Origin of the sequence: Pseudomonas sp. CFBP 8770 (genome assembly GCF_014841705.1) — a bacterium.
Lineage (GTDB): Bacteria > Pseudomonadota > Gammaproteobacteria > Pseudomonadales > Pseudomonadaceae > Aquipseudomonas.
The window spans coordinates 262,885-287,336 of record NZ_JACYUL010000003.1 but is presented as its reverse complement, the minus strand read 5'-3'; the positions used below and the strand labels follow the sequence as shown (position 1 = coordinate 287,336).

The 24,452-nt window shown below is 63.4% G+C and carries 25 protein-coding genes and 1 pseudogene; 18 read left to right on the top strand and 8 right to left on the bottom strand.

The features are described from left to right. Nucleotides 1–21: 21 nt before the first annotated feature. From pilP to IFT98_RS08615, 4 genes are read right to left on the bottom strand one after another with little or no spacing between them, the layout of a single operon-like run. Nucleotides 22–549, bottom strand: a complete 528-nt coding sequence (gene pilP / locus IFT98_RS08630; protein ID WP_192048061.1) for a type 4a pilus biogenesis lipoprotein PilP — start codon at nt 547–549, stop codon at nt 22–24. Then, nucleotides 546–1,205 carry a type 4a pilus biogenesis protein PilO gene (gene pilO, locus IFT98_RS08625; RefSeq protein ID WP_122796579.1) on the bottom strand — a complete coding sequence of 220 codons (660 nt, stop codon included), beginning with the start codon at nt 1,203–1,205 and terminating at the stop codon, nt 546–548. The genes pilP and pilO overlap by 4 nt, the downstream gene beginning before the upstream one ends. Beyond that, nucleotides 1,202–1,771 (bottom strand): PilN domain-containing protein, encoded by a 570-nt coding sequence (locus IFT98_RS08620; protein WP_192048060.1) that lies wholly within the window; start codon nt 1,769–1,771, stop codon nt 1,202–1,204. The genes pilO and IFT98_RS08620 overlap by 4 nt, the downstream gene beginning before the upstream one ends. After that, nucleotides 1,772–2,836 (bottom strand): type IV pilus assembly protein PilM, encoded by a 1,065-nt coding sequence (locus tag IFT98_RS08615; RefSeq protein WP_122714554.1) that lies wholly within the window; start codon nt 2,834–2,836, stop codon nt 1,772–1,774. A gap of 183 nt (nt 2,837–3,019) precedes the next feature. Here IFT98_RS08615 and IFT98_RS08610 point away from each other — a divergent pair, with 183 nt between their 5' ends. After that, the gene (locus tag IFT98_RS08610) at nt 3,020–5,464 is read left to right on the top strand and encodes a penicillin-binding protein 1A (RefSeq protein ID WP_446730825.1); all 2,445 of its coding nucleotides are present in this window, start codon (nt 3,020–3,022) and stop codon (nt 5,462–5,464) included. An 88-nt stretch (nt 5,465–5,552) separates the two neighbouring features. On the opposite strand, the gene IFT98_RS08605 is transcribed toward IFT98_RS08610, so the two are convergent. From IFT98_RS08605 to rpmE, 3 genes are all read right to left on the bottom strand, one after another. Continuing rightward, a complete protein-coding gene (locus IFT98_RS08605; RefSeq protein ID WP_122714552.1) occupies nt 5,553–6,821 on the bottom strand; it encodes a malic enzyme-like NAD(P)-binding protein in 1,269 nt (422 codons plus the stop codon). 179 nt (nt 6,822–7,000) lie between these two features. Next, complete coding sequence (locus tag IFT98_RS08600; RefSeq protein ID WP_192048258.1) at nt 7,001–7,807, bottom strand: thermonuclease family protein; 807 nt, start codon at nt 7,805–7,807, stop codon at nt 7,001–7,003. Then, nucleotides 7,807–8,025, bottom strand: coding sequence for a 50S ribosomal protein L31 (gene rpmE / locus IFT98_RS08595; protein ID WP_043193699.1), 219 nt, complete (start codon nt 8,023–8,025; stop codon nt 7,807–7,809). Before rpmE ends, IFT98_RS08600 begins: the two co-directional genes overlap by 1 nt. A 322-nt stretch (nt 8,026–8,347) precedes the next feature. On the opposite strand from rpmE, the gene IFT98_RS08590 reads away from it, so the two are divergent. The 6 genes from IFT98_RS08590 to IFT98_RS08565 all read left to right on the top strand — a co-directional run bounded on the left by IFT98_RS08590 (nt 8,348) and on the right by IFT98_RS08565 (nt 15,876). Beyond that, on the top strand, nt 8,348–10,567 hold the full coding sequence (locus tag IFT98_RS08590; protein ID WP_192048058.1) for a primosomal protein N': 2,220 nt from the start codon (nt 8,348–8,350) through the stop codon (nt 10,565–10,567). A gap of 181 nt (nt 10,568–10,748) precedes the next feature. Continuing rightward, nucleotides 10,749–12,485, top strand: a complete 1,737-nt coding sequence (argS, locus tag IFT98_RS08585; RefSeq protein WP_192048057.1) for an arginine--tRNA ligase — start codon at nt 10,749–10,751, stop codon at nt 12,483–12,485. A gap of 1 nt (nt 12,486) precedes the next feature. After that, nucleotides 12,487–13,176 carry an SPOR domain-containing protein gene (locus IFT98_RS08580; protein ID WP_122714549.1) on the top strand — a complete coding sequence of 230 codons (690 nt, stop codon included), beginning with the start codon at nt 12,487–12,489 and terminating at the stop codon, nt 13,174–13,176. A gap of 220 nt (nt 13,177–13,396) precedes the next feature. After that, nucleotides 13,397–13,927, top strand: a complete 531-nt coding sequence (gene hslV / locus IFT98_RS08575; protein ID WP_192048056.1) for an ATP-dependent protease subunit HslV — start codon at nt 13,397–13,399, stop codon at nt 13,925–13,927. A gap of 87 nt (nt 13,928–14,014) precedes the next feature. After that, nucleotides 14,015–15,352 (top strand): ATP-dependent protease ATPase subunit HslU, encoded by a 1,338-nt coding sequence (gene hslU, locus IFT98_RS08570; RefSeq protein WP_122480452.1) that lies wholly within the window; start codon nt 14,015–14,017, stop codon nt 15,350–15,352. Between the two features lie 146 nt (nt 15,353–15,498). After that, complete coding sequence (locus tag IFT98_RS08565) at nt 15,499–15,876, top strand: gamma-butyrobetaine hydroxylase-like domain-containing protein (protein ID WP_122796583.1); 378 nt, start codon at nt 15,499–15,501, stop codon at nt 15,874–15,876. On the opposite strand, the gene IFT98_RS08560 is transcribed toward IFT98_RS08565, so the two are convergent. After that, nucleotides 15,873–16,151, bottom strand: coding sequence for a polyhydroxyalkanoic acid system family protein (locus tag IFT98_RS08560; protein ID WP_043191383.1), 279 nt, complete (start codon nt 16,149–16,151; stop codon nt 15,873–15,875). The genes IFT98_RS08565 and IFT98_RS08560 overlap by 4 nt on opposite strands. Before the next feature lie 129 nt (nt 16,152–16,280). Here IFT98_RS08560 and ubiE point away from each other — a divergent pair, with 129 nt between their 5' ends. The 11 genes and pseudogenes from ubiE (at nt 16,281) to IFT98_RS21225 (ending at nt 24,361) form a co-directional block, all read left to right on the top strand. Continuing rightward, nucleotides 16,281–17,051 (top strand): bifunctional demethylmenaquinone methyltransferase/2-methoxy-6-polyprenyl-1,4-benzoquinol methylase UbiE, encoded by a 771-nt coding sequence (gene ubiE, locus IFT98_RS08555; RefSeq protein ID WP_043191385.1) that lies wholly within the window; start codon nt 16,281–16,283, stop codon nt 17,049–17,051. Continuing rightward, nucleotides 17,051–17,674 (top strand): ubiquinone biosynthesis accessory factor UbiJ, encoded by a 624-nt coding sequence (locus IFT98_RS08550; RefSeq protein WP_122714547.1) that lies wholly within the window; start codon nt 17,051–17,053, stop codon nt 17,672–17,674. Before ubiE ends, IFT98_RS08550 begins: the two co-directional genes overlap by 1 nt. Beyond that, a complete protein-coding gene (gene ubiB, locus IFT98_RS08545) occupies nt 17,671–19,278 on the top strand; it encodes a ubiquinone biosynthesis regulatory protein kinase UbiB (RefSeq protein WP_122480456.1) in 1,608 nt (535 codons plus the stop codon). The genes IFT98_RS08550 and ubiB overlap by 4 nt, the downstream gene beginning before the upstream one ends. 52 nt (nt 19,279–19,330) lie before the next feature. Then, nucleotides 19,331–19,732 carry a phosphoribosyl-AMP cyclohydrolase gene (gene hisI / locus IFT98_RS08540; protein ID WP_192048055.1) on the top strand — a complete coding sequence of 134 codons (402 nt, stop codon included), beginning with the start codon at nt 19,331–19,333 and terminating at the stop codon, nt 19,730–19,732. Beyond that, nucleotides 19,725–20,060, top strand: a complete 336-nt coding sequence (locus tag IFT98_RS08535; RefSeq protein WP_122480666.1) for a phosphoribosyl-ATP diphosphatase — start codon at nt 19,725–19,727, stop codon at nt 20,058–20,060. Before hisI ends, IFT98_RS08535 begins: the two co-directional genes overlap by 8 nt. Nucleotides 20,061–20,085: 25 nt before the next feature. After that, entirely contained in the window at nt 20,086–20,346 is a 261-nt protein-coding gene (locus IFT98_RS08530; protein ID WP_049861753.1) for a twin-arginine translocase TatA/TatE family subunit, read from the top strand. 3 nt (nt 20,347–20,349) lie between these two features. Then, entirely contained in the window at nt 20,350–20,826 is a 477-nt protein-coding gene (tatB, locus tag IFT98_RS08525; RefSeq protein ID WP_192048054.1) for a Sec-independent protein translocase protein TatB, read from the top strand. Next, on the top strand, nt 20,823–21,611 hold the full coding sequence (gene tatC, locus IFT98_RS08520) for a twin-arginine translocase subunit TatC (protein WP_192048053.1): 789 nt from the start codon (nt 20,823–20,825) through the stop codon (nt 21,609–21,611). The genes tatB and tatC overlap by 4 nt, the downstream gene beginning before the upstream one ends. Further along, entirely contained in the window at nt 21,608–22,315 is a 708-nt protein-coding gene (locus IFT98_RS08515; protein WP_192048052.1) for a 16S rRNA (uracil(1498)-N(3))-methyltransferase, read from the top strand. The genes tatC and IFT98_RS08515 overlap by 4 nt, the downstream gene beginning before the upstream one ends. A gap of 129 nt (nt 22,316–22,444) precedes the next feature. Then, nucleotides 22,445–23,506 (top strand): annotated as a pseudogene (locus tag IFT98_RS21230) (methyl-accepting chemotaxis protein); the annotation flags it as partial. Next, nucleotides 23,498–24,361, top strand: a complete 864-nt coding sequence (locus tag IFT98_RS21225) for a methyl-accepting chemotaxis protein (RefSeq protein WP_446730824.1) — start codon at nt 23,498–23,500, stop codon at nt 24,359–24,361. The pseudogene IFT98_RS21230 and the gene IFT98_RS21225, both read left to right, overlap by 9 nt. Nucleotides 24,362–24,452 lie beyond the last annotated feature (91 nt).

Below are 24,452 nucleotides of genomic sequence, written 5' to 3'. Positions count from 1 at the left end.
GACATGCTTGACCCAAGCCCTTTACGAGCGCTCTTTGAGCGGGATGGTGCGAGGCCGCTCCAACCAACCACCATCCCCATCGGGAACGATTTCAACGACATCGACCTGGGCATCGCTGATGGCGATGATCCGCCCATCGTTGCGACCCAGGTAATCGCCTACCTTCAGGCGGTGCACGCCACCGGCGCCGCGCATCAAGGCAAAGCGCCCACCGGCGTTGCCCAGGGTGCCGACCATTTCGAAATCCTCGATGTTGAAACCCTCCAGGAATTGCTTGACCCGCGTCGTGTCGGGCTTGATGAGCCGGGAGCCCTTCTGCCTGTTCACCAGTTCGATCTTGATCGGTGGCTGGAACGGGCTGCGCAACGACGCGGCCTCGTAGCTGAACGCCTGATAGGGCGCAAAGCGCGGTATCGGTTCGATCTTGCCTTTGGGCCGTGCCTTGACCTCGGCCATGAATGCGTCGAGGTCGGCGAAATCGCCGTTGCCACCGCAACCAGCCAGTACCAGCGTGCACACGGCCAGGCCTGCAACGAATACTGCTTTCATTTCGCTTGCCCCTGTGTCGCTACTGCGTCCGCGCCAGGCAGGCCTTGATCATTGTAGCGGTAGGTCTTGGCCAGGATACTCATGCGCAGCTGGCTGTTGCTGGCCTTCGGGTCCACGGGTTTCACTTCGAAATCGTGCAGGGTGACGATCCGTGGCAGGCTGGCCACGCCACTGACGAAGGTGGCCAGGTCGTGGTAGGTACCGGTCACGCTGATCTGTATCGGCAGCTCGATATAAAACTGCTGGGTCACCTCAGGCAACAATTTTATTTCTTCGAACTCCAACCCCGAACCCAGACCGGTACGCGTGATGTCCTCGAGCAGGCCCGGCACTTCGGTGTCGCTGGGCAACTGGCGCAGCATGGCGCCGAACGAGGTTTCCATTTCCTGCATCTGTTCGGTGTAGGTCTCCAGGTTCGCCGCCTGAAAGGCCTTGGTGGAGAACTGCTCCTTGAGCGTAGCTTCCTGGTCGGCCTGCTGCTGCAACTGCGCTTCGAGGTCCGAGATGTGAAAGTTGTAGCCCAGGCCCAGAATGAGCGCCATCAGCAACACGCCGGCAATCACCTTGACCGCAGTGGGCCACGAACCGATGTTGTTGAGGTCCAGCTCGCTGAGTTCGACCTTGCGCAGGCTGTCCATCCAGCTCGAAGGGTTCATTTGTCGTCCCCTTCAGCCTGGACCGGAGCGGTCTGGCGCACGGTCAACTGGAAACTGTTGGCACCGTTGACGTCGGCGCTGGTGTTGGCCTTGACCTCGTTGAGGGCAGGCGCTTCCAGCCAGGTCGAGGCGTCGAGGTTGCGCAGCAGGTCGGACACGCGGTTGTTGGTCTCGGCGGCGCCGGCGATGGCAATGCTCTTGTCGGTCATTTTCACGTCGGTGAAGTACACGCCGTCGGGCAGCGTGCGCGCCATCTGGTCGAAGATGCGCCCGATGATCGGGCGGTTGCCCTGCAGGTCCTGAATGGTTTTCATGCGTTCGAGCAATTGCTTGCGGCGCGCCTTGAGCTCACTGATCGACTTGATGCGCTGATCGAGCAGGACGATCTCGGATTGCAGGTGGGCGTTGCGCGCCGTCTGGGTGTCGATGGCATTGCCGATGAATCGGTCCGCCAGAAAAATGACTGCAATGGCGCCGACCAGCACGCCGGCCATGGCAATCAGGAATTGTCGCTTGCGCTCTTCTCGCAGCTGCTCGCGCCACGGCAGCAGGTTGATCCTTGCCATCTAGTCGAAGCTCCTCAGGGCCAGGCCACAGGCGATCATCAAGGCCGGTGCATCGCTGGCCAGCGCACCGGCATTGACCTTGCTGCTCAGGGCCATGTCGGCGAACGGGTTGGCCACCAGGGTCGGGGTGCCCAGGCGTTGCTGGATCAGTCGATCCAGGCCGGAAATCGAAGCAGTGCCACCGGCGAGCATGATGTAGTCGACATCGTTGAACTGGCCGGCGGCAAAGAAAAACTGCAGCGAGCGCGACACCTGTTGCACCACGGCATCCTTGAACGGTTGCAGCACTTCGGCCACATAGTCGTCTGGCAGCCCGCCCTGCTTTTTGGCCAGGCCGGCTTCCTCGTTGGAAAGGCCATAGCGGCGCTGGATTTCCTCGGTCAGCTGGCGCCCCCCGAACAACTGCTCGCGGGTATAGATGATGCGACCGTTGTGCAGCACGCTGAGGGTGGTCATGGTCGCGCCGATGTCCACCACGGCCACGGTCAGGGCCTGGTTGCCACCCGCCAGTTGCGCGGTGAGCAGGCCGAAGGCGCGTTCCAGGGCATACGCCTCGACATCCACCACCTTGGCGCTCAGCCCGGCCAGGGCCAGGGCGGCCTCGCGGACTTCGACGTTCTCCTTGCGGCAGGCCGCCAGCAGGACCTCGACCCGCTCCGGGTTGCGCGTCGAATAACCCTGTACTTCGAAGTCGATGGCGACTTCTTCCAAGGGGTAGGGAATGTATTGGTCGGCCTCGACCTTGAGTTGCGTCTCGAGCTCGTCGTCCGACAGGCCGGCGTCCATCTCGATGGTCTTGGTGATCACCGCCGAACCGGCCACGGCCACCGCCACGATGCGGGTACCGGTGCGCGCCTTGACCAGCACGCGGCTCAGGGCATGGCCCACGCCTTCGAGTTCGGCAATGTTCTTCTCGACCACGGCATTGGCCGGCAACGGTTCCACGGCATACGACTCGACCCGGAAACGGTTGCCCGTGCGGCTCAGCTCGAGCAGTTTGACCGACGTGGAACTGATATCGATGCCCAATAGCGAATGTGCTTTCTTGCTGAAGAGTCCACGCACAACCGATTCCCTATTACTATCCGCGACTTACGGACCCTTTGTCGTACAAGGCATTTAATAGCAGTCTTGACAGAAGCGCAAATGACGCTCCGGGTCGAAAAATGCTTATAATGCCCAGCGTTTTTTCCACGTACTGCGTGCTGCGCTTAACCCATTCTTTTATCTGGAAATCCAAAAGCCTTGATACGCCTGCTGAAGTTTTTCTGGTGGTCCTTCCTCGCCGTCGTCTGCGGGCTGTTGCTCGTGCTCAGCGGGGCATTTCTGTATCTCAGCCCCAGCTTGCCGTCTGTCGACGCCCTGCGCAGCGTCGAGCTGCAGATCCCCCTGCGGGTCTTCAGCAGCGACGGAAAACTGATCGCCGAGTTTGGCGAGATGCGCCGCTCGCCGATCAAGTTCGCCGAGATTCCGCCACATTTCATCCAAGCCTTGTTGTCGGCCGAAGACGACAATTTCGAAAACCATTACGGCGTCGACCCCAGCAGCCTCATGCGCGCCGCCTCGCAGCTGGTGCGCAGCGGTCATATCCAGACCGGCGGCAGCACCATCACCATGCAGGTCGCCAAGAACTATTTCTTGACGTCCGAACGCAGTTTTTCACGCAAAATCACTGAAATCCTTCTTGCCTTGCAAATCGAGCGCCAACTTACCAAGGATGAGATTCTCGAGCTGTATGTGAACAAGATCTACCTGGGCAACCGCGCCTACGGCATCGAAGCTGCCGCACAGGTGTACTACGGCAAGTCGATCCGCGACGTCAGCCTGGCGCAGATGGCGATGATCGCCGGCCTGCCCAAGGCGCCGTCGCGCTTCAACCCGCTGGCCAACCCGGTACGCAGCAAAGAACGTCGCGACTGGATCCTGGGACGCATGTTCCGCCTGGGCAAAATCGACGAAGCCAGTTACAACGCTGCCATCAGCGAACCACTCAACGCCAGCTATCACGTGCCCACGCCGGAAGTCAGCGCGCCGTGGATCGCCGAAATGGCCCGCGCCGAAATGGTCGGGCGCTACGGCAGCGAGGCCTATACACAGGGCTTCAACGTCACTACCACGGTGCCGAGCAATCTGCAGGAAGACGCCAACCACGCCATCAGCTCCGGGCTGATCGCCTACGACCAACGCCATGGCTACCGCGGTCCGGAAGCTCGCCTGCCGGGCAAGACGCCGCGCGAGTGGGCCCAGGAGCTGACTCGCCAGCGTCCGCTGAACGGCCTGGAGCCTGCCATCGTCACCAAGGTCGACAAGACGGGCATCGTCGTGCTCACCCGCGACGACAAGCAGGAGTCGATTGCCTGGGACAGCATGAAATGGGCCCGCCCCTTCATGAACACCAACAGCGTCGGGCGCACGCCTGTGCAGCCGTCGGATGTTGCACAGGTCGGCGATCTGATCCGCGTGCAGCGTCAAGACGATGACACCTTGAAGTTCAGCCAGGTGCCGACGGTGCAGAGCGCGCTGGTGTCACTGGACCCACGTACCGGCGCCATTCGCGCCCTGGTCGGTGGCTTCTCGTTCGAACAGAGCAACTACAATCGCGCCATGCAGGCCAAGCGCCAGCCGGGCTCGAGCTTCAAACCGTTCATCTATAGTGCGGCACTGGACAAGGGCTATACGCCTGCCAGCCTGGTCAACGACGCCCCCATCGTGTTCGTCGACGAATCGGTGGACAAGGTCTGGCGCCCCAAGAACGACACCAATACCTTTCTGGGCCCGATCCGCCTGCGTGAAGCGCTGTACAAGTCGCGCAACCTGGTATCGATCCGCGTGCTGCAAAGCCTGGGTGTAGACAGCACCATCGATTACATCAGCAAGTTCGGCTTCAACAAGCAGGACCTGCCCCGCAACCTGTCGCTGGCACTGGGCACCGCCACCCTGACACCCATGGAAATCGCCACCGGCTGGAGCGTATTCGCCAACGGCGGCTACAAGGTTTCGCCGTACCTGATCGAGCGTATCGACAGCCGCAACGGCGAGACCCTGTTCCGCGCCAATCCGCCGACGGTACCGGCCGATGAAATTGCCGCTGCCACACCCCAGGCGGCACCGGCTGGTACGACCACGGTATCGGCGCCCATCGCGGTGGACGCCACCTTGACGCCGGGCGCCGCCCCGGCCCCGGTGATTGCCGAGCGGATCATTGACGGGCGCACCGCGTTCATCCTCACCAGCATGCTCGAGGACGTCATCAAGAAGGGCACCGGACGCCGCGCCATGGCCCTGGGTCGTACCGACCTGGCCGGCAAGACGGGCACTACCAACGACTCGAAGGACGCCTGGTTCTCGGGCTACAACGCCGACTACATGACCACTGTCTGGTCAGGCTTCGACCAGCCTGAAACCCTGGGCCGGCATGAGTTCGGCGGCACGGTTTCGCTGCCGATCTGGATGACCTACATGGCCGCCGCGCTCAAGGACAAGCCGGCTCATGTGCAGCCCGAGCCCGAAGGCATCCTGAGTCTGCGGGTAGACCCGATCAGCGGCCGCGCTGCCGCACCGGGCACGCCTGGCGCCTACTTCGAGCTGTTCAAGAGCGAAGACACACCGCCCTCCAACAGCGAGTTCGGTGGCGGCAGCGCACCCGGCAGCCCGCTCCCGGCAGATGAGTCGGCACCGATCGATCTGTTCTGATCCCAGACCGCGTCGAGCCCTTCGCGGCCACCACAAAAAAAGCCCCGACTCTCGCGAGCCGGGGCTTTTTCATGGCGCTTCCAAAGGCTTAGCCGTTGAACACGTCATCCACGCTCTGCAGCGGGTAATGCTTGGGGTACGGCAGGGTGGCCACACCTGTCTCGATCGCAGCCTTGGCGACGGCGTCGGAGATCAGGGTGATCAGGCGTGGGTCCATCGGCTTGGGAATGATGTACTCACGACCGAATTCCAGCGAGATACCACCGTAGGCGTCGCAGACTTCCTGAGGCACCGGCAGCTTGGCCAGTTCACGCAAGGCGTTGGCGGCGGCGATCTTCATTTCTTCGTTGATGCGCTTGGCGCGAACGTCCAGAGCACCACGGAAGATGAACGGGAAGCCCAGCACGTTGTTGACCTGGTTCGGGTAGTCGGAACGACCGGTGGCCATGATCACGTCGTCACGGGTGGCGTGCGCCAGTTCCGGGGAGATTTCCGGATCGGGGTTGGAGCAGGCGAACACGATCGGATTGGCAGCCATCGACTTCAGGCCTTCGGCGCTCAGCAGGTTGGGACCCGACAGACCGACGAACACATCGGCGCCCTGCAGGGCATCGGCCAGGGTGCGCTTCTCGGTGGTGTGGGCGAAAACCGCCTTGTACTGGTTCAGGTCGTCACGGCCAGCATGGATCACGCCGGTGCGGTCGATCATGAAGATGTTTTCGATGCGAGCGCCCATGCTGACCAGCAGCTTCATGCACGAGATGGCGGCGGCACCCGCCCCCAGGCAGACGATCTTGGCGTCTTCCAGGGTCTTGCCGGCGATTTCCAGGGCATTGATCATGCCGGCCGCGGTGACGATCGCGGTACCGTGCTGGTCATCGTGGAACACCGGAATGTCGCACTGCTCGATCAGCGCGCGTTCGATTTCAAAGCACTCGGGCGCCTTGATGTCTTCCAGGTTGATGCCACCGAAGGTGATCGAGATACGCTTGACGGTGTCGATGAAGGCCTGCGGGCTTTCCGAGTCGACTTCGATGTCGAAGACGTCGATGCCGGCGAAACGCTTGAACAGAACGCCCTTGCCTTCCATGACCGGCTTGGAAGCCAGCGGGCCGAGGTTGCCCAGGCCCAGGATGGCGGTGCCGTCGGAGATGACCGCTACCAGGTTACCCTTGCCGGTGTACTTGTAGGCCAGCTCGGGATCGCGACCGATCTCGCGAACGGGCTCGGCTACACCGGGGCTGTAGGCCAACGACAGGTCGCGGGCGGTTGCAGTGGGCTTGGTGAGTTCGACGCTCAGTTTGCCTGGGCGGGGATGGGCATGGTACTCGAGAGCGGCAGTTTTCAAATCTGACATTGGGGGCGTTCCGCTTTTACGTTGGTCTGACGAGACCCGCGAGGATACGCAAGATGCCTACACCCGACAAGACTACCCGGTCACATGCGTCAAGGCCCCTGGCCTACGACTTTCGGCGGGTACCGACAGCGCCGTCGAGGGCCTTCGAGACGGCCCATGCACAGCCGTGCGTGGCAGGCTTACGGCTGTGTCTGCACCATCTGCGGGGCGCTCACCGGCAACATCCAGCGCAGCTGCCCGGCAGCCAGGTTGCCGCGTCGACTGCGGTCCAGCACCCAGCCGCGGGCCTCGACCCGGCGACCTTTCAGCTCATCGAGCCAGCCTTCGGGGAACAGCGCGAACACCTTGGGCGCGACGTGCAGGACCACCGAGTCGTCCAGTTCGATCCAGGCCCCGGCGCGGTTGCGTTCGACCTTGCTGACCCGCCCGCCGAGCAGGGCGAAACCGGCACGCTCCACCTGCGCGGCGGCGATGGCCGGCGATTGACGCCACAGCCCGAGTCCAGCCTTTCGGGCGGCACGTTCAGCCTGCTGCTGGCAGGCCACCTGCTCGACATTGGGCGCCACCGCGACCTGCAGGGCCAGCCCCTCGGCCAGCAGCTGCGCCTCGAAGTTCAGCCCACCGCGGCCATAGACGTGGGCCAGGGTGCGCCGGTAGCGATCCTGGCTTTCGCGGCCCAACTGCAGGCCAACCAGGCCGTCGCTGTCATCGACCAGCGCCTGCAACCGGCGCCGCGCGGCGACGGCGTAGGGCTCGTCGCCGCGCCCCTGGCGACCGATCTCCGGCGCATTGATACCGATCAGGCGAACACTGCGGCCATCCTGCAGGCGCAGGGTATCGCCGTCGATGACCTGGCGGACCTGGGCGGTGCCCAGCCCGCTCGGAGCCGGACAGAAGGCCTCGGCCTGAGCGGCGCCAAGCCAGAAGACGCCCACAAAAAAGGCGCCCGCAAGGGGCGCCTTCTTCAACAGCGAGAGCAAACCAATCAAGCTTTCTTGGCGCCGAAACCGCCGAAACGCTGCTTGAAACGGTCAACACGACCGCCAACGTCCAGGGTCTTCTGCTTGCCAGTGTAGAACGGGTGGCATTCGGAGCAGACGTCGAGGCTCAGTGGCTTGGCCAGAGTCGAACGGGTCTTGATGACGTTACCGCAGCTGCAGGTAGCGTCGATGGCTTCGTATACTGGATGGATATCGGCTTTCATGATGACTTCCTCAGGCTGCGTGCCGCCACCCAACACCATTGTCGAGTACCGCACGTAATTAGGCCGCGTATATTAACAGAACATTGCAAACACGCAAGGTGTCGCTCGCACCGACCGTCGTCTGCTAGTCTGCGCACCTCGAACCCCGTGCGAGCAGTCACCTGCCGCAACCCTGTGGGAGCGGTCATTGGCCGCGAAAGAGACAGCGCGCCGTGTCAGTGGTACCGCAGCGATGCTTTCGCGGCCGATGACCGCTCCCACAGCAACACCGCAGTGAGGCCCAAGGGGCCATGCCACTGCTTTTACCCAAGAGAACTCCCGCGTGCCCGACGTCATTCTGCGCCTCGCCCTGCCCTCGCCGCTGCGACGCCTGTTCGACTACAAGGCGCCCGCCAACACTGCGCACACCGTGTTCACGCCCGGCATGCGCTTGCGGGTACCGTTCGGGCGGCGGGAAATGATCGGCATCCTGATCGAAGTGGTCAGCCACAGCGACGTACCGGCCGACAAGCTCAAGCCGGCCATTGCCCTGCTCGATGCGGTCAGCCCGTTGCCGCCTGCGCTGTTCAAACTGTGCCTGTGGACTTCGCAGTACTACCAGCACGGCCTGGGCGACACCCTCAGCTGGGCGTTGCCGGTGTTGCTGCGCCAGGGCGAACCCGCCGAAGCGCGCCAGGAGCGCTTCTGGCACGCCGCCGCCGATGCACGCCTGGACGACCCGCGCATCGCCCGCGCGCCCAAGCAGCGCGATGCCCTCAAGACCCTGGCCCAGCACCCTCATGGTGTGGCTCATCAACTACTCAGCAAGCTGCAACTGAACAAGGACAGCCTCGACCTGCTGCTGGCCAAGCAACTGGTCAGCGTGGAGGTACGCCGCCACGGCCCCGGCCCGCGGGCCGAACACTGGCTGGCGCAACCGGAATTGCCGCTCAACGAAGAACAACGCGCCGCGTTCGAGGCGATCCGCGCCAGCCTCGGCGGCTTTCATGCGTTTCTTCTGGCGGGCGTGACCGGCAGCGGCAAGACCGAGGTGTACCTGCAACTGATTCACGAATGCCTGGAAGCCGGCAAACAGGCGTTGGTGCTGATCCCCGAGATCAACCTCGGCCCGCAGACCCTGGCGCGCTTCGAGCAACGCTTCAACGCACGCATCGCGCTGGTGCACTCGGCGGTCAACGACCGCGACCGCCTCGACGCCTGGCTGGCGGCACGCGATGGCGAGGCCGACATCATCATCGGCACCCGCTCGGCGCTGTTCACGCCGATGAAGAACCCTGGGCTGATCATCATCGACGAAGAACACGACGGCTCCTATAAACAGCAGGAAGGCCTGCGTTACCACGCCCGCGACCTGGCGCTGGTGCGCGCCAGCCAGGAGAACGTTCCCATCGTCCTGGGTTCGGCCACGCCTTCCCTGGAGAGCCTGCACAATGCCCATAGCGGCCGCTACGGCCTGCTGCGCATCGACCATCGCGCCGGTGGCGCCCAGCAACCCAAGTTCATGCGCCTGGATGTAAAGAGCCGGCCACTGGACAGCGGCATCAGCGGACCGATGCAGCAGGCCATCGGCCAGACCCTGGCCAATGGTCAACAGGTGCTGGTGTTTCTCAATCGGCGCGGCTTCGCGCCCACCCTGCTGTGCCACGACTGCGGCTGGCTGTCGGAGTGTCCGCGCTGCGATGCCCGTACCACGGTTCACCAACGCTCGGGCGAGTTGCGCTGCCATCACTGCGGGCATGTCGAACGCGTGCCGCGCCAGTGCCCCAAGTGCGGCACGGTGGACCTGCGTCCGGTCGGCGCAGGCACCGAGCGCGCCGAGGAGCGCCTGGCGATCCTCTTTCCCGATTACCCGGTGCTGCGCGTCGACCGCGACAGCACCTCGCGCAAGGACGCGATGAACCAGCTGTTCGCGACCATCCAGAAAGGCCATCCGTGCATCCTGGTCGGCACCCAGATGCTTGCCAAGGGGCACCACTTTCCGCGGGTCACCCTGGTGTCGATTCTGGATGCCGACGGCGGGCTGTTCTCCGGCGACTTCCGCGCCAGCGAGCGCATGGCACAGTTGATCGTCCAGGTCGCAGGTCGCGCCGGTCGCGCGGAGGAACCGGGCAAGGTGATCATTCAGACACACCTGGCCGACCATCCACTGCTGGTGCAACTGACCGAGCAGGGCTACTTCGCTTTCGCCGAGCAGGCCCTGGCAGAACGACGCGGTGCAGGCCTGCCGCCCTTCGCCCACCTGGCGCTGCTGCGTGCCGAAGCGCACAAGCCGGGCCAGGCCGAAGCCTTTCTGGATGAAGCCTGCGCGGCAGCCGAAGCGTTGGTGGCGCAACTGGCCCTGGGCGGCCTGGAGCTGCTGGGGCCGGTCCCGGCCCCCATGGAACGGCGTGCCGGACGCTATCGCGCACAGTTGCTGGTACAGGCAACGCTGCGTGCGCCGCTGCACCGTCTGCTCAATGCCTGGATGCTGCAACTGGAGCAACTGCCGAGCGGGCGACAGGTGCGTTGGTCGCTGGATGTGGACCCGGTGGATTTGTATTGAGATAGGCGCACCAGGGGCGGGGATCGGCGGCGTCTGCCGACGCAGCTGAAGCCGCTGCTGCAGGGGTGGTGGTTTGCAGGGGGGATTTGCGGGTTGGCAACCCCGGCCAACAACCGGATAATGCCCAGTTTTTCCACCCGTGCATCCAGCACCGCCGTACCTGCGGTCGACCGAGAACCCCATGAAAGACACCATTCGCCAGCTGATTCAACAAGCCCTGACCCACCTTGTCGCCGAAGGTGTGCTGCCAGAAGGTCTGACGCCGGCAATCCAGGTGGAAAACTCGCGCGACAAGAAGAACGGCGATTTCGCCAGCAACATCGCCATGATGCTGGCCAAGCCGGCCGGCATGAAGCCACGCGACCTCGCAGAAAAGCTGATTGCCGCACTGCCAGCCGACCAGCAGGTGAGCAAGGTGGAAATCGCCGGCCCCGGCTTCCTCAATTTTTTCCAGAACAGTGCGGCCCTCGCCGCGCGCCTGGACGCCGCCCTGGCCGATGCCCGCATCGGCGTGCGCAAGGCCGGCCCCGCGCAGCGCGTGGTGGTCGATCTGTCTGCACCCAACCTGGCCAAGGAAATGCACGTAGGCCACTTGCGCTCCACCATCATTGGCGACGGCGTGGCCAACGTGCTGGAGTTTCTTGGCGACACCGTGATCCGCCAGAACCATGTCGGCGACTGGGGCACGCAGTTCGGCATGTTGCTGGCCTATCTCCAGGAAAAGCCCGCCACCAGCGACGAGCTGTCAGACCTCGAAAACTTCTATCGTGCGGCCAAGCAGCGCTTCGATGAATCCGAGGAATTCGCCGAGCGTGCCCGCGGCCTCGTGGTGAAATTGCAGGCTGGCGATGCCGAATGCCTGGCCTTGTGGAAGCGCTTCAACGAAATTTCCCTGTCGCACTGCCAAAGCACCTACGAGCGCCTGAACGTCAAGCTGACGCCGGCCGACGTGATGGGCGAAAGCGCCTACAACGACGACCTCGCCAACGTGGTCGCCGACCTGAAGGCCAAGGGCCTGCTGGTTGAAAGCAACGGCGCGCAGTGCGTGTTCCTCGAAGAGTTCAAGACGGCCGAAGGCACGCCCCTGCCGGTGATCGTGCAGAAGGCCGGCGGCGGTTATCTGTACGCCACCACCGACCTGGCAGCGGTGCGCTATCGCAGCAACGTGCTCAAGGCCGACCGCGCGCTGTACTTCGTCGACCAGCGCCAGGCCCTGCACTTTCAGCAGGTGTTCGAGGTCGCGCGCCGTGCCGGCTTCATCACCAATGGCATGCAGCCGGAGCATATGGGTTTCGGCACCATGAACGGTGCCGACGGACGTCCGTTCAAGACCCGTGACGGTGGCACCGTGAAACTGGTCGACCTGCTCGATGAGGCCGAACAACGCGCCTACACCCTGGTCAAGGAAAAGAACCCCGAGACCGCCGAGGCCGACCTGCGCGTGATCGCCCGGGCCGTGGGCATCGGGGCGGTGAAATATGCCGACCTGTCCAAGCACCGCACCAGCGACTACAGCTTCAACTTCGACCTGATGCTCAATTTCGAAGGCAACACCGCGCCCTACCTGCTCTACGCCTATACCCGCGTGGCCGGTGTGTTCCGCAAGCTGGGCAAGAACTTCGCGGACGTCGAAGGGCAGATCGTGCTGGAAGCCGAGCACGAGAAGGAACTGGCCGCCAAGCTGGCGCAGTTCACTGAAGTACTGAACAACGTCGGCGAGAAAGGCACGCCCCATGTGCTGTGCACTTACCTGTACGATGTGGCCGGGCTGTTCTCCAGCTTCTACGAGAACTGCCCGATTCTCGCGGCCGAACACCCCGCTCAGCAACACAGCCGCCTGCGCCTGGCGGCGCTGACCGGTCGCACCCTCAAGCAAGGATTGGCTCTGTTGGGCCTGGAAACACTGGAGCGTATGTAAGTTGGCTGCCAAGAAAAAACCCGCACCCAAACGTGGCGCCAGCCGCAATTCCGCACCTGCCAAGAAGCCCATACCCGGCTGGCTGTGGCTGGCCATCGGCTTGAGCGTGGGCGCCTTCGTGGTGTTCCTGATGAAGCTCGAGCCGGGCAACAGCGACGTCAAGCGCGTCAAGGCCGAGCAGGCCAAGGCGGAAAAGATCGCCGAGGCGAACAAGACACCGCCCAGCCCGCAGGCCCCGGTCAAACCCAAGTACGACTTCTATACGCTGCTGCCGGAATCCGAAGTGATCGTGCCACCCGAAGCGGTGCCCGAGAAAACCCCACCGATTCCGGCCCAGGCGCCGGTAACCCCGGCCGAGGCAGCCAAGATCGACACTGCCCGGGCTCAGGCCGCGCTCAGTGGCGCGACCCCGCCACCGGCGCCGCCGGTGATCAAGCCTGCCGCGACCACGCAGTTCTACCTGCAGGCCGGTTCGTTCCGCAAGCAGGCGGACGCCGACCGGGTACGGGCGCAGATCATTCTGCTGGGGCAGTCGGTGAACGTGGAGTCCGGGACGGTCAAGGAAGACACCTGGTATCGGGTCCTGGTGGGTCCGTTCAGCAATCGCGAGCAGCTGACCGTGGCGCAGAAACAGCTGGCCGGCAGTGGTTTTAGTAACCTGCTGTTGCAGCAAAGGCAGATCCGACAGTAAGCCGCGGCGCGCCCGTCGCGGCCGCTGACCGCTTCCACAGGGCATTTGCGTCCCTGGTGGGAGCGGTCAGCGGCCGCGAACAGCCTCACGCGAACCTACTGACACCGCGCCCTCCTGTTCCCACCACCCCACACAACCGGCAAAGGTTGAAATCTCCTCACCCACCCCCATATTCGTTTCCATCAGGGCATTTTCGCCCCGCTGCGTGGAGACTCTCCCCTTGACCACCATCGTTTCAGTCCGCCGTCATGGCAAAGTCGTCATGGGCGGCGACGGCCAGGTTTCTCTCGGCAATACCGTGATGAAAGGCAACGCCAAGAAAGTCCGTCGCCTGTACCACGGCCAGGTCATCGCCGGCTTTGCCGGTGCCACCGCCGACGCCTTCACCCTCTTTGAACGTTTCGAAGGTCAGCTCGAGAAACATCAGGGCCATCTGGTCCGTGCCGCCGTGGAACTGGCCAAGGAATGGCGTACCGACCGCTCGCTCAGCCGTCTCGAGGCGATGCTGGCAGTGGCCAACAAGGACGCTTCCTTGATCATCACCGGCAACGGTGACGTGGTCGAGCCCGAAGACGGCCTGATCGCCATGGGCTCCGGCGGTGCGTTCGCGCAGGCCGCAGCCAGTGCGCTGCTGAAGAAGACCGACCTGGGCGCACGGGAAATCGTCGAGACCGCCCTGGGCATCGCTGGCGACATCTGCGTGTTCACCAATCACAACATGACCATCGAGGAGCAGGATCTCGCCGAGTGATCAGACAGTTGCGGGGCCAGGCCTGCACGCAATGCGTCGCAAGCCTTCACCGCTTCCCTGCCTGAACCTCCGAGTCCGGAACACACCATGTCCATGACCCCCCGCGAAATCGTCCACGAACTCAATCGCCACATCATCGGCCAGGACGATGCCAAGCGCGCTGTCGCCATTGCCCTGCGCAACCGCTGGCGGCGCATGCAGCTGCCCGAAGAACTGCGCGTCGAAGTGACGCCCAAGAACATCCTGATGATCGGCCCTACCGGCGTCGGCAAGACCGAAATCGCGCGGCGCCTGGCCAAGCTCGCCAACGCGCCGTTCATCAAGGTCGAAGCGACCAAGTTCACCGAGGTCGGCTATGTGGGCCGCGATGTCGAATCGATCATCCGCGACCTCGCCGATGCCGCCATCAAGCTGCTGCGCGAGCAGGAAATGGTCAAGGTTCGCCACCGTGCCGAGGATGCGGCCGAAGAGCGCATTCTCGATGCGCTGTTGCCTGCTGCCCGTGCGGGCTTCAACGAAGAGCCGGTGAGCAACGACTCCAATACCCGCCAGCTGTTCCGCAAGCGCCTGCGCGAAGGCCAGCTGGACGACAAGGAAGTCGAGATCGAGGTAGCCGAGCAGATGGGTGGCGTGGACATCTCCGCACCGCCTGGCATGGAAGAAATGACCAACCAGCTGCAGAGCCTGTTCGCCAACATGGGCAAGGGCAAGAAGAAGAGCCGCAAGCTCAAGGTCAAGGACGCACTGAAAATGGTCCGCGACGAAGAAGCCGGCCGCCTGGTCAACGAGGAAGAGCTCAAGGCCAAGGCACTGGAAGCGGTCGAGCAGCACGGTATCGTCTTCATCGACGAGATCGACAAGGTCGCCAAGCGCGGCAATGTCGGCGGTGCCGATGTGTCTCGCGAAGGCGTACAGCGCGACCTGCTGCCGTTGATCGAAGGCTGCACGGTCAACACCAAGCTGGGCATGGTCAAGACCGACCATATCCTGTTCATTGCATCGGGTGCGTTCCACCTGAGCAAGCCGAGCGATCTGGTTCCCGAATTGCAGGGTCGCCTGCCGATTCGCGTCGAACTCAAGGCGTTGAGCCCGCAGGACTTCGAGCGCATCCTCAGCGAGCCACATGCATCGCTGACCGAGCAGTATCGCGAGTTGTTGAAGACCGAAGGCTTGAACATCGAGTTCGTGCCCGAAGGGATCAAGCGTTTGGCCGAGATCGCCTGGCAGGTCAACGAGAAGACCGAGAACATCGGTGCGCGCCGCCTGCACACGCTGCTCGAGCGGTTGCTGGAGGAAGTCTCGTTCAGCGCCGGTGACATGGCTGCTGCGCACAGCGAGGCACCGATCCAGATCGACGCCGAGTACGTGAACAGCCATCTGGGTGAGCTGGCGCAGAACGAAGACCTGTCGCGCTACATCCTGTAAGACGGCCCGTCATGCCGCGGCACGCTGTTCGCGGTTGCTGACCGCTGACCGCTGACCGCTCCCACAGTCGATCGCCTTTTTGGATCCAGACATGTGGGAGCGGTGCGTGGCTGCAAAACGGACACCGCAAGACTTCGAGACCCACCATGACCAGAATCCCCAGCGCCATCAATCTGCACAAGGCCTCCAAGACCTTGAGCCTGACCTATGGCCCCGACGAGGTGTTCCACCTGCCCGCCGAGTTCCTGCGCGTGCACTCGCCGTCCGCCGAGGTCCAAGGCCACGGCAAGCCGATTCTGCAGGTGGGTAAACTGGGGGTCGGCCTGACCAAGGTGGAAGCGGCTGGCCAGTACGCTCTGAAGCTGACTTTCGACGACGGCCATGACAGCGGCCTGTTCACCTGGGACTACCTGTACCAGTTGGCGCTGCGCCAGGAGCAGCTCTGGACCGACTACCTGGAACAGTTGCGTGCCGCCGGCAAATCCCGCGACCCCGCCGAATCCGTGGTGAGGTTGATGCTCTAGGCCGCCAAGGCCTTGTCCAGGGCCTTTTCGATCTCGCTCTGGATGGTGCCGCTCATCATCGCCAGCATCATGCCCAGCTTCAGATCGATTCGAATCGCTTCGTCGTCGATCTGCACGGTGCCCTGTGCACCGCTGCGCTTGACCGCCACCGTGTCGCCTTGCCAGGTAGCCTGCACGTCATAGCGGTCGATCAGCTTCTGTACCACCACTTCAGCTTTCTGCCGCGCCGCGTCGCGGCCCAGATTGTGTTTGCGTTCGACGTTGATCTGGGTCATCGGAGATTCCAACAAGTAAGGGTTCAATGGCGCACAGTTTAACCCGGTTGCCCCGGCAATCCATCGCGCCAAGACAAAGCGCCCTTGTGCGGCTTAGAATGGTGCGTAATTTTTCCTGGTGACAGCGATATGAATGATCAGCGCAAAGGCGGCGATGCCGAACCCACCACTCACTTCGGCTACAAGCACGTACCGGAAAGCCAGAAGGCCGAAAAGGTCGCCGAGGTGTTCCACTCGGTAGCGGCCAAGTACGACTTGATGAACGACGTGCTGTCCGGCGGCATGCATCGGCTGTGGAAGCGCTTCACCATCGAGCTCTCGGGCGTGCGCGTGGGCAACCGCGTGCTCGACATCGCCGGCGGCACGGGCGATCTGGCACGCAAGTTCTCCGATCTGGTAGGGCCTACCGGCCAGGTGGTGCTGGCCGACATCAACGCCTCGATGCTCAAGGTCGGTCGCGACCGGCTGCTTGACCGCGGCGTGGCCGGCAACATCGAATTCGTCCAGGCCGATGCCGAAAAGCTGCCGTTCCCCGACAATCATTTCGATTGCGTGACCATCGCCTTCGGCCTGCGCAACGTCACCCACAAGGAAGCGGCCATCGCGTCCATGCTGCGCGTGCTCAAGCCAGGTGGACGCTTGCTGGTGCTGGAGTTTTCCAAGCCTACCAACAAGCTGATGTCCAAGGTCTACGACGCCTATTCATTCGCGTTCATGCCACTGGCCGGCAAGCTGATCACCAACGATTCGGAGAGCTACCGCTACCTGGCCGAATCGATCCGCATGCACCCCGATCAGGAAACCCTCAAGGCCATGATGGTGCAGGCCGGTTTCGACCGCGTCACGTACCACAACATGACCAGTGGCATCGTCGCGCTGCACCGCGGGATCAAGCCCTGATGCTGCTCGGCGGCCTGATCGCCAGTGTCGAACATGGTCTGAACCGTGTGCTGCGCCTGGACGCCACCGCGTTGCCGCGCCTGGCACACCTGCATGGCAAGGTGATTGCCATCCAGGGCCGCCAGCCTTCGTTTACCTTGTACATGCTGCCCAGTGCCAATGGCCTGATGCTGGCCCAGCAGTGGGCCACGCCGCCCGACTGCACGTTGCGCGCGCCGGCTGCCAGCCTGGTGCAACTGGCACTGCGCAAGGACAAGACCGCGGTGCTGCACAGCCCGCAGGTCGATCTGGACGGCGACAGCGCCGCGCTGCTGGACTTGGTCAAGGTGCTTCAGGACCTTGAACTGGACTGGGAATACGAAGTCTCACGCTGGCTGGGTCCGGTGCCCACCGCCTTGTTGGCCGGGCATTTGCGCAGCCGCACGGGCTGGACCCGTCAGAGCCTGGCCACGGCGACGCAGAACCTGGGCGAATACCTGGCCGAGGAAGCGCGTACATTGGTGGGCGAGCAGGAAGCCCAGGCCCGTTTCAGTGAGCTGGATGCTTTGAAAGTCGACGTCGAACGCCTCGAGGCGCGTATTGAGCGCCTCGCCCGATCCCACAATTCCAGCGATAACGCATGAAGCTGCTTGCCGTCCGCCGTCTGTTGCGCATCCAGCGCGTCATCATTCGTTACCGCCTCGATGACCTGATGTTCGCCCTGCCACTGCCGTGGTGGCTGAAAATCACCCGTTTCGCCATGCCATGGCGCTGGCTGCCGCGCAGCCGCCAGGAACTCAACCGTGGCGCGCGCCTGCGCCTGGCCTTGCAGGACCTGGGGCCGATCTTCATCAAGTTCGGGCAGATCCTGTCCACCCGCCGCGACCTGCTGCCCGAGGACATCGCCGATGAGCTGATGCTGCTGCAGGACCGGGTGCCGCCGTTCGACCCCAAGCAGGCCATGGCCCTCATCGAGCAGCAACTGGGGGCGAAAATCACCGATGTGTTCAGTCGCTTCGATGTCGAGCCACTGGCGTCGGCCTCGGTGGCACAGGTCCACGCTGCGCGGCTCAAGACCGGCGAAGAGGTGGTGGTCAAGGTCGTTCGCCCGGGGCTCAAGTCGGTCATCAGCCAGGATCTGGCCTGGCTGTTCCTGCTCGCCCGCCAGGCCGAGCGGCTGTCCGCCGACGCGCGCCTGCTGCATCCGGTCGACGTGGTCGCCGACTATGAACGTACCATCTACGACGAACTCGACTTGCTGCGAGAGGCGGCCAACTCCAGCCAGCTGCGGCGCAATTTCGAGGATTCCGACCTGCTCTACGTGCCTCAGGTCTACTGGGACTGGTGCCGGCCGAAGGTCTTGGTGATGGAGCGCATCTACGGCGTGCAGGTCACCGACATGGCCGCCCTGGCCGATCAGCGCACCGACATGAAGCTGCTGGCCGAGCGCGGCGTCGAGATCTTCTTCACCCAGGTGTTTCGCGACAGTTTCTTCCATGCCGACATGCACCCCGGCAATATCTTCGTCAGCACCGTGGCACCGTGGAGCCCGCGCTATATCGCCATCGACTGCGGCATCGTCGGCAGCCTGACCCCTGAAGATCAGGATTACCTGGCGCGCAACCTGTTTGCCTTCTTCAAGCGCGACTACCGCCGCGTGGCGCAACTGCACATCGATTCGGGCTGGGTACCGGCCGAGACCAAGCTGAACGAATTCGAAGCGGCGATCCGCACCGTCTGCGAGCCGATCTTCGAGAAGCCACTCAAGGACATCTCCTTCGGCCAGGTGCTGATGCGCCTGTTCCAGACCGCACGACGTTTCAACATGGAAGTCCAGCCGCAACTAGTGCTGCTGCAGAAAACCCTGCTCAACATCGAAGGCCTGGGTCGCCAGCTGTACCCGGACCTCGACCTGTGGAGCACCGCCCAGCCGTTCCTCGAACGCTGGATGCGCCAGCGGGTCAGCCCGAAATCTTTGTTTCAGAATGTTCAATCGCAGGTCGAGCAGTTGCCCCACTTGGCCAACATGACCCGCGATCTGCTCGAACGAATGTCTCAGCCCCATCGCAAGGATCCACCGCCGCCCTGGGAGCAACGCCACGATCGCTGGGCCCTGCGGCTGCTCGGCGGTGCCTTGCTGGTGGGCGGAACGGTCACTGCGGTCTCCGGCATAGCCCTGGACAGCGTCCAGGCATGGCCTGCCTGGTTGATGCTGGCATCGGGCTTGTACCTGGTCGTGCGCCGATAGCCAGTCGCGCCATCGGCTGGCACACTAGCCCTCTCTGTTGTCGGAGTTGCACATGAAAGACTGGCTGGACGAGATCAAATGGGACCGCGACGGCCTGGTGCCGGCGATTGCCCAGGATCACCACACCGGGCGCATCCTCATGATGGCCTGGATGAACCGCGAGGCACTGGCATTGACCGCTGCCGAGAACCGGGCCATCTACTGGTCCCGGTCGCGTGGCAAGCTGTGGCGCAAGGGCGAGGAATCCGGCCATGTGCAGAAACTGCACGAGCTGCGCCTGGACTGCGATGCCGACGTGGTCGTGCTCAGCATTGAGCAACTCGGTGACATCGCCTGTCACACTGGCCGCCAAAGCTGCTTCTATCGGGTCTTCGAGAACGGCCAATGGACCGTCGTCGACCCCGTCCTGAAAGATCCCGCTGCCATCTATTCCGCAGGCCATGGCCATGAATGACACTCTGGACCGCGTCGCTGCGGTGCTCGAAGAACGCAAGGGCGCCAGCGCCGACAGCTCGTATGTCGCCAGCCTGTACGCCAAGGGATTGAACAAGATTCTGGAAAAGCTCGGCGAAGAATCGATCGAGACCATCATTGCCGCCAAGGATGCCGCCCACAGCGGCGACTGCAGTGATGTCATCTACGAAACCGCCGATCTGTGGTTCCATAGCCTGGTCATGCTTGCACAACTGGGCCAACACCCACAGGCTGTACTCGATGAACTGGATCGCCGATTCGGCCTGTCCGGTCACGATGAGAAAGCCGCCCGCCTGCCGTCAGCCTGAAATGTCTTTTTGGAGGAGTTGAATCATGGGTCTGTTTGATTGGAAACACTGGATCGTCATCCTGATTGTCGTGGTACTGGTCTTCGGCACCAAGAAACTCAAGAACCTGGGCACCGACGTCGGTGAATCGATCAAGGGCTTTCGCAAGGCCATGAACGACGATGACAAACCCGCTGCCGAGCAGCCGACACAGCCGGTGCACCCGCAGGCCAGCTCGCCGCTGACTCCGCCGCACACCCTCGACGGCCAGCATCAGAAAGTCGAAGAACCCATCAGGAAAGACTGATCAATGTTCGGTATCAGCTTCAGCGAACTCATGCTCGTGGGCCTCATCGCCCTGTTGGTGCTGGGCCCTGAGCGACTGCCCGGTGCCGCGCGCACCGCAGGGCTGTGGATCGGGCGCCTGAAACGCAGCTTCAACGCGATCAAGACCGAAGTGGAACGCGAGATAGGCGCCGACGAAATCCGTCGTCAACTGCACAACGAGCACGTGCTCTCGCTCGAGGAGCAAGCGCGCAAGATCCTCGATCCGCAGCGCGCTACGCGTCCGAGCGAGCCGCCCGCACCGCTGGCCGATCCGATTCCACCTGGCGCCCAGGCGCAACCGGTGCTTGACCGCGATGCGGTCAGCGCCGAGGTCACGCCGACTACCGTGCCCCCTGCAGTGCAGACACCGGCTGTGGTCGACCGCGACACAAGCGGCGCCCAGGCTGTTGCCATACCCGTATCCTCCAATGAACCTACACAGCCACCGCGGGCCCCATGAGCGAAATTCCGGAAAACGACCAGCCCATGCCGCTGGTCTCGCACCTGACCGAATTGCGCACGCGCCTGCTGCGTTGCGTTGCCGTGATTTTCCTGGTCTTCGCCGGGCTGTTTTCATTCGCCCAACAGATCTACACCCTGGTGTCGGCGCCGCTGCGCGAGTACCTGCCTGAAGGCGCAACGATGATCGCCACCGACGTGGCCTCGCCGTTTCTCACGCCATTCAAGCTGACCATGATGGTCTCGCTGTTCCTGGCCGTGCCGATCATCCTGCACCAGGTCTGGGGCTTCATCGCGCCGGGCCTGTACAAGCATGAAAAGCGCATTGCCATACCACTGCTGGTGTCGAGCATCTTCCTGTTCTATGCCGGGATGGCCTTCGCCTATTTCCTGGTGTTCCCGCTGGTCTTCAAGTTCTTCGCCAGTGCCACGCCGGTGGGGGTGACCATGGCCACCGACATCGCCAGTTACCTCGATTTCGTCATGACGCTGTTCTTCGCCTTCGGCGTGGCGTTCGAGATTCCGGTGGCCGTGGTACTGCTGGTGTGGATCGGCGTGGTCGACGTCAAGTACCTGCGCAAGATCCGCCCGTACGTGATCATCGGCTGCTTCGTGGTCGGCATGATTCTGACCCCGCCGGACATCTTCTCGCAGACTCTGTTGGCCGTGCCGATGTGGTTGCTGTTCGAGATCGGCATCCTGTTCGGTGCTCTGATCCGCAAGCGCGGTGACGAGCCGAGCGAGGACGACGACCGTAACGACCAGCCGCCCGCGACGCGGGCATGAACCTGCTGCTGCTCGAAACGGCCGACTTCATCGCGCCGGACAAGGTGGTGCTGCGTGATCGGCGCTTTACCCACATGCAGGCCGTGCACCGCGTCGAACTGGGCGACAGCCTGCGGGTAGGCAAGGTCGATGGCTTGATGGGGCTTGCCCAGGTCACAAGGTTGGAAGATCACGAGGCCGAACTCACCGTGGTGCTCGACCAACCCCCGCCGGCCAAACTGCCGCTGACCCTGATCCTCGCGCTGCCCCGCCCGAAAATGCTTCGCCGGGTGTTCCAGACCATTGCCACCATGGGCGTGGCCAAGGTGGTCCTGGTGAACAGTTATCGGGTCGAGAAGAGTTTCTGGCAAACCCCTTTTCTCGAGCCCGCCGCCATTCGCGAGCAGCTCATCCTGGGCCTGGAACAGGCACGTGATACCCAGCTTCCCGAAGTGCTGATCGAAAAGCGTTTCAAGCCCTTCGTCGAGGATCGCCTGCCTGCTCTGAGCGCCGGCACCCTGGGCTTGGTCGGGCATCCGGGCGACTACCCGCCCTGCCCGCGTCATCCGGAGCAGCCAGTGACCCTGGCCATCGGCCCGGAAGGTGGCTGGATTCCCTACGAGGTCGACCTGCTGGGCCTCGCAGGCTTGCAGCCCGTGCAGTTGGGCGAACGTATCCTGCGGGTGGAAACCGCCGTGGCGGTGCTGCTGGCGCGGCTGTTCTGACCCGCCGTCGTCCAGGCTTCACAATTCCCACCGGGTTACGTCACTTAGCCACCATCGAGTTTCGGCGACACCCGCCGATGCCCCTGAACTGCCGACAATCATGCTGTCGGCCTGTCAGGGAGCTTCATCATGTCCAACACCTTTGCCCGCTACCTGGGCAATCTGAGCGTCAACTTGAAACTGGGGATTGGTTTCGGTGTGGTGCTACTGCTTACTCTTCTGATTGCCGCCACTGGCTGGTCTGGCCTGACCCGTTTGATCGAGCGCGCCGACAAGATCACCAGCATTTCCATACTTGACGACCGCATGCGTGACCTGCGCATCACCGCCCAGTCGTTCGAGCTGCAGAAAGGCAGTTCCGGTGCCGACAATGTCACCCGTCTTCTCGACCAGCTCGATACCGATCTTGCGGCCGCCCAGCACACTCTGGTGCAGGCCGAAGACATCGCGCTCGTCGAGCAGGAAATAGCCACCACTCAAGCCTATCGCCGGGAATTCACCGCATCGCTGGCGTCGATCCAGGGTCGCGAGGCAGCCCGCAGCCAATTGGGCAGCACCGCCGACCGCGCCGTGGCCGAAGTCAATCAGGCACAGGCAGCGCTGCTAAGCCAGGGCGAGCTGACGGCCTACAGCACCCTGGTGGAAACCAGCCGGCTGATCCAGCAGGCGCGCTTTCAAGTGCGTGGCTACACCTATAGCGCCAAGGACGAAGCACGCCAGCCGGCGCTGGCGGCCATCGACCAGGCCATCGCTTCGGTCGCCGCTGCGGGGGCCAGCGTTTCCGGCGAATTCACCGGCCGCTTGCAGCAGGCCGGCGATTCCCTGCGCGCCTATCGCGCGGCGGTGGCGCAATTCAGCGAAAACCAGCAGGCCACAATGCAGAGCATCGACAAGATGACCGCATTGGGCACCACCCTGCTCGGGCTGAGCGACCGACTGGGCGACTCGCAGACGGCCAAGCGCGATGCCGACACGGGCCAGGCCAAGGCGTGGCTGGCCATTGCAGCGGCCCTGGCCACACTGCTCGGTATCGCGGCGGCATGGGCGATCACCGCGCAGATCGTCGGCCCGTTGCGGCAGACCCTGGCGAGTGTCGAGCGCGTCGCTTCCGGCGACCTGCGGCAATCGCCAGCCATCACCCGACGTGACGAACTGGGCCAGGTTCAACTGGCCCTGCAGCGCATGACCCTGAACCTGCGTGAACTGGTGGGCGGCATCAGCGAGGGTGTCACGCAGCTGGCCAGTGCCGCCGAGGAGCTTTCTGCGGTCACCGAGCAGACCAGCGCTGGCGTCAACGCGCAGAAAGTCGAAACCGATCAGGTGGCCACGGCCATGAACGAGATGGCGGCGACGGTGCAGGAAGTGGCGCGCAACGCCGAGGAAGCCTCGGAAGCTGCCGTGGCTGCCGATCAGCAGGCGCGTGAAGGGGATCGGGTGGTCAGCCAGGCCGTGGGCCAGATCGAGCGACTGGCCGCCGAGGTGCTGCATTCCAGCGAAGCCATGAATCACTTGAAGCAGGAAAGCAGCAAGATCGGCGGCGTGCTCGACGTGATCAAGTCGGTGGCGCAGCAGACCAACCTGTTGGCTCTGAACGCGGCAATCGAGGCAGCCCGTGCCGGCGAGGCGGGTCGTGGATTTGCCGTGGTGGCCGATGAAGTGCGCAGCCTGGCCCAACGCACCCAGCAATCGACCGAAGAGATCCAGTCGCTGATCGCTTCGCTGCAAACGGGTACCCATCAAGTTTCCAGCGCACTGGACAGTAGCCGGGCGATGACCGACAGCAGTGTGCAACTGGCTCGACGTGCCGGTGAGTCGTTGAGCGATATTACCCGTACCGTGTCGACGATTCAGGCGATGAACCAGCAGATCGCCGCCGCGGCGGAGCAACAGAGTGTGGTGGCCGAAGAGATCAACCGCAGTGTGCTCAACGTGCGCGACGTTTCCGAGCAGACATCGGCGGCGAGCGAGGAAACGGCGGCGTCGAGCATCGAGCTGGCGCGGCTGGGGACACATCTGCAGGGGTTGGTGGGTCAGTTCAAGGTCTGACCCTGGCTGGGTGAGCCTGAGGGCCTCTTCGCGGGCAGAGACCCGCTCCCACAGGAATCTGCAGCGATCTTGTGGGAGCGGGGCTCTGCCC

Coding starts and splice junctions, on each gene's coding strand:
- hisI (WP_192048055.1), top strand. CDS start 19,331: ATGAAAGACTGGCTGGACGAGATCAAATGGGACCGCGACGGCCTGGTG.
- IFT98_RS08565 (WP_122796583.1), top strand. CDS start 15,499: ATGACCAGAATCCCCAGCGCCATCAATCTGCACAAGGCCTCCAAGACC.
- IFT98_RS08560 (WP_043191383.1), bottom strand. CDS start 16,151: ATGACCCAGATCAACGTCGAACGCAAACACAATCTGGGCCGCGACGCG.
- IFT98_RS08535 (WP_122480666.1), top strand. CDS start 19,725: ATGAATGACACTCTGGACCGCGTCGCTGCGGTGCTCGAAGAACGCAAG.
- hslU (WP_122480452.1), top strand. CDS start 14,015: ATGTCCATGACCCCCCGCGAAATCGTCCACGAACTCAATCGCCACATC.
- tatB (WP_192048054.1), top strand. CDS start 20,350: ATGTTCGGTATCAGCTTCAGCGAACTCATGCTCGTGGGCCTCATCGCC.
- pilP (WP_192048061.1), bottom strand. CDS start 549: ATGAAAGCAGTATTCGTTGCAGGCCTGGCCGTGTGCACGCTGGTACTG.
- IFT98_RS21225 (WP_446730824.1), top strand. CDS start 23,498: ATGACCCTGAACCTGCGTGAACTGGTGGGCGGCATCAGCGAGGGTGTC.
- argS (WP_192048057.1), top strand. CDS start 10,749: ATGAAAGACACCATTCGCCAGCTGATTCAACAAGCCCTGACCCACCTT.
- IFT98_RS08515 (WP_192048052.1), top strand. CDS start 21,608: ATGAACCTGCTGCTGCTCGAAACGGCCGACTTCATCGCGCCGGACAAG.
- ubiE (WP_043191385.1), top strand. CDS start 16,281: ATGAATGATCAGCGCAAAGGCGGCGATGCCGAACCCACCACTCACTTC.
- IFT98_RS08620 (WP_192048060.1), bottom strand. CDS start 1,771: ATGGCAAGGATCAACCTGCTGCCGTGGCGCGAGCAGCTGCGAGAAGAG.
- pilO (WP_122796579.1), bottom strand. CDS start 1,205: ATGAACCCTTCGAGCTGGATGGACAGCCTGCGCAAGGTCGAACTCAGC.
- tatC (WP_192048053.1), top strand. CDS start 20,823: ATGAGCGAAATTCCGGAAAACGACCAGCCCATGCCGCTGGTCTCGCAC.
- IFT98_RS08550 (WP_122714547.1), top strand. CDS start 17,051: ATGCTGCTCGGCGGCCTGATCGCCAGTGTCGAACATGGTCTGAACCGT.
- ubiB (WP_122480456.1), top strand. CDS start 17,671: ATGAAGCTGCTTGCCGTCCGCCGTCTGTTGCGCATCCAGCGCGTCATC.
- IFT98_RS08605 (WP_122714552.1), bottom strand. CDS start 6,821: ATGTCAGATTTGAAAACTGCCGCTCTCGAGTACCATGCCCATCCCCGC.
- rpmE (WP_043193699.1), bottom strand. CDS start 8,025: ATGAAAGCCGATATCCATCCAGTATACGAAGCCATCGACGCTACCTGC.
- IFT98_RS08530 (WP_049861753.1), top strand. CDS start 20,086: ATGGGTCTGTTTGATTGGAAACACTGGATCGTCATCCTGATTGTCGTG.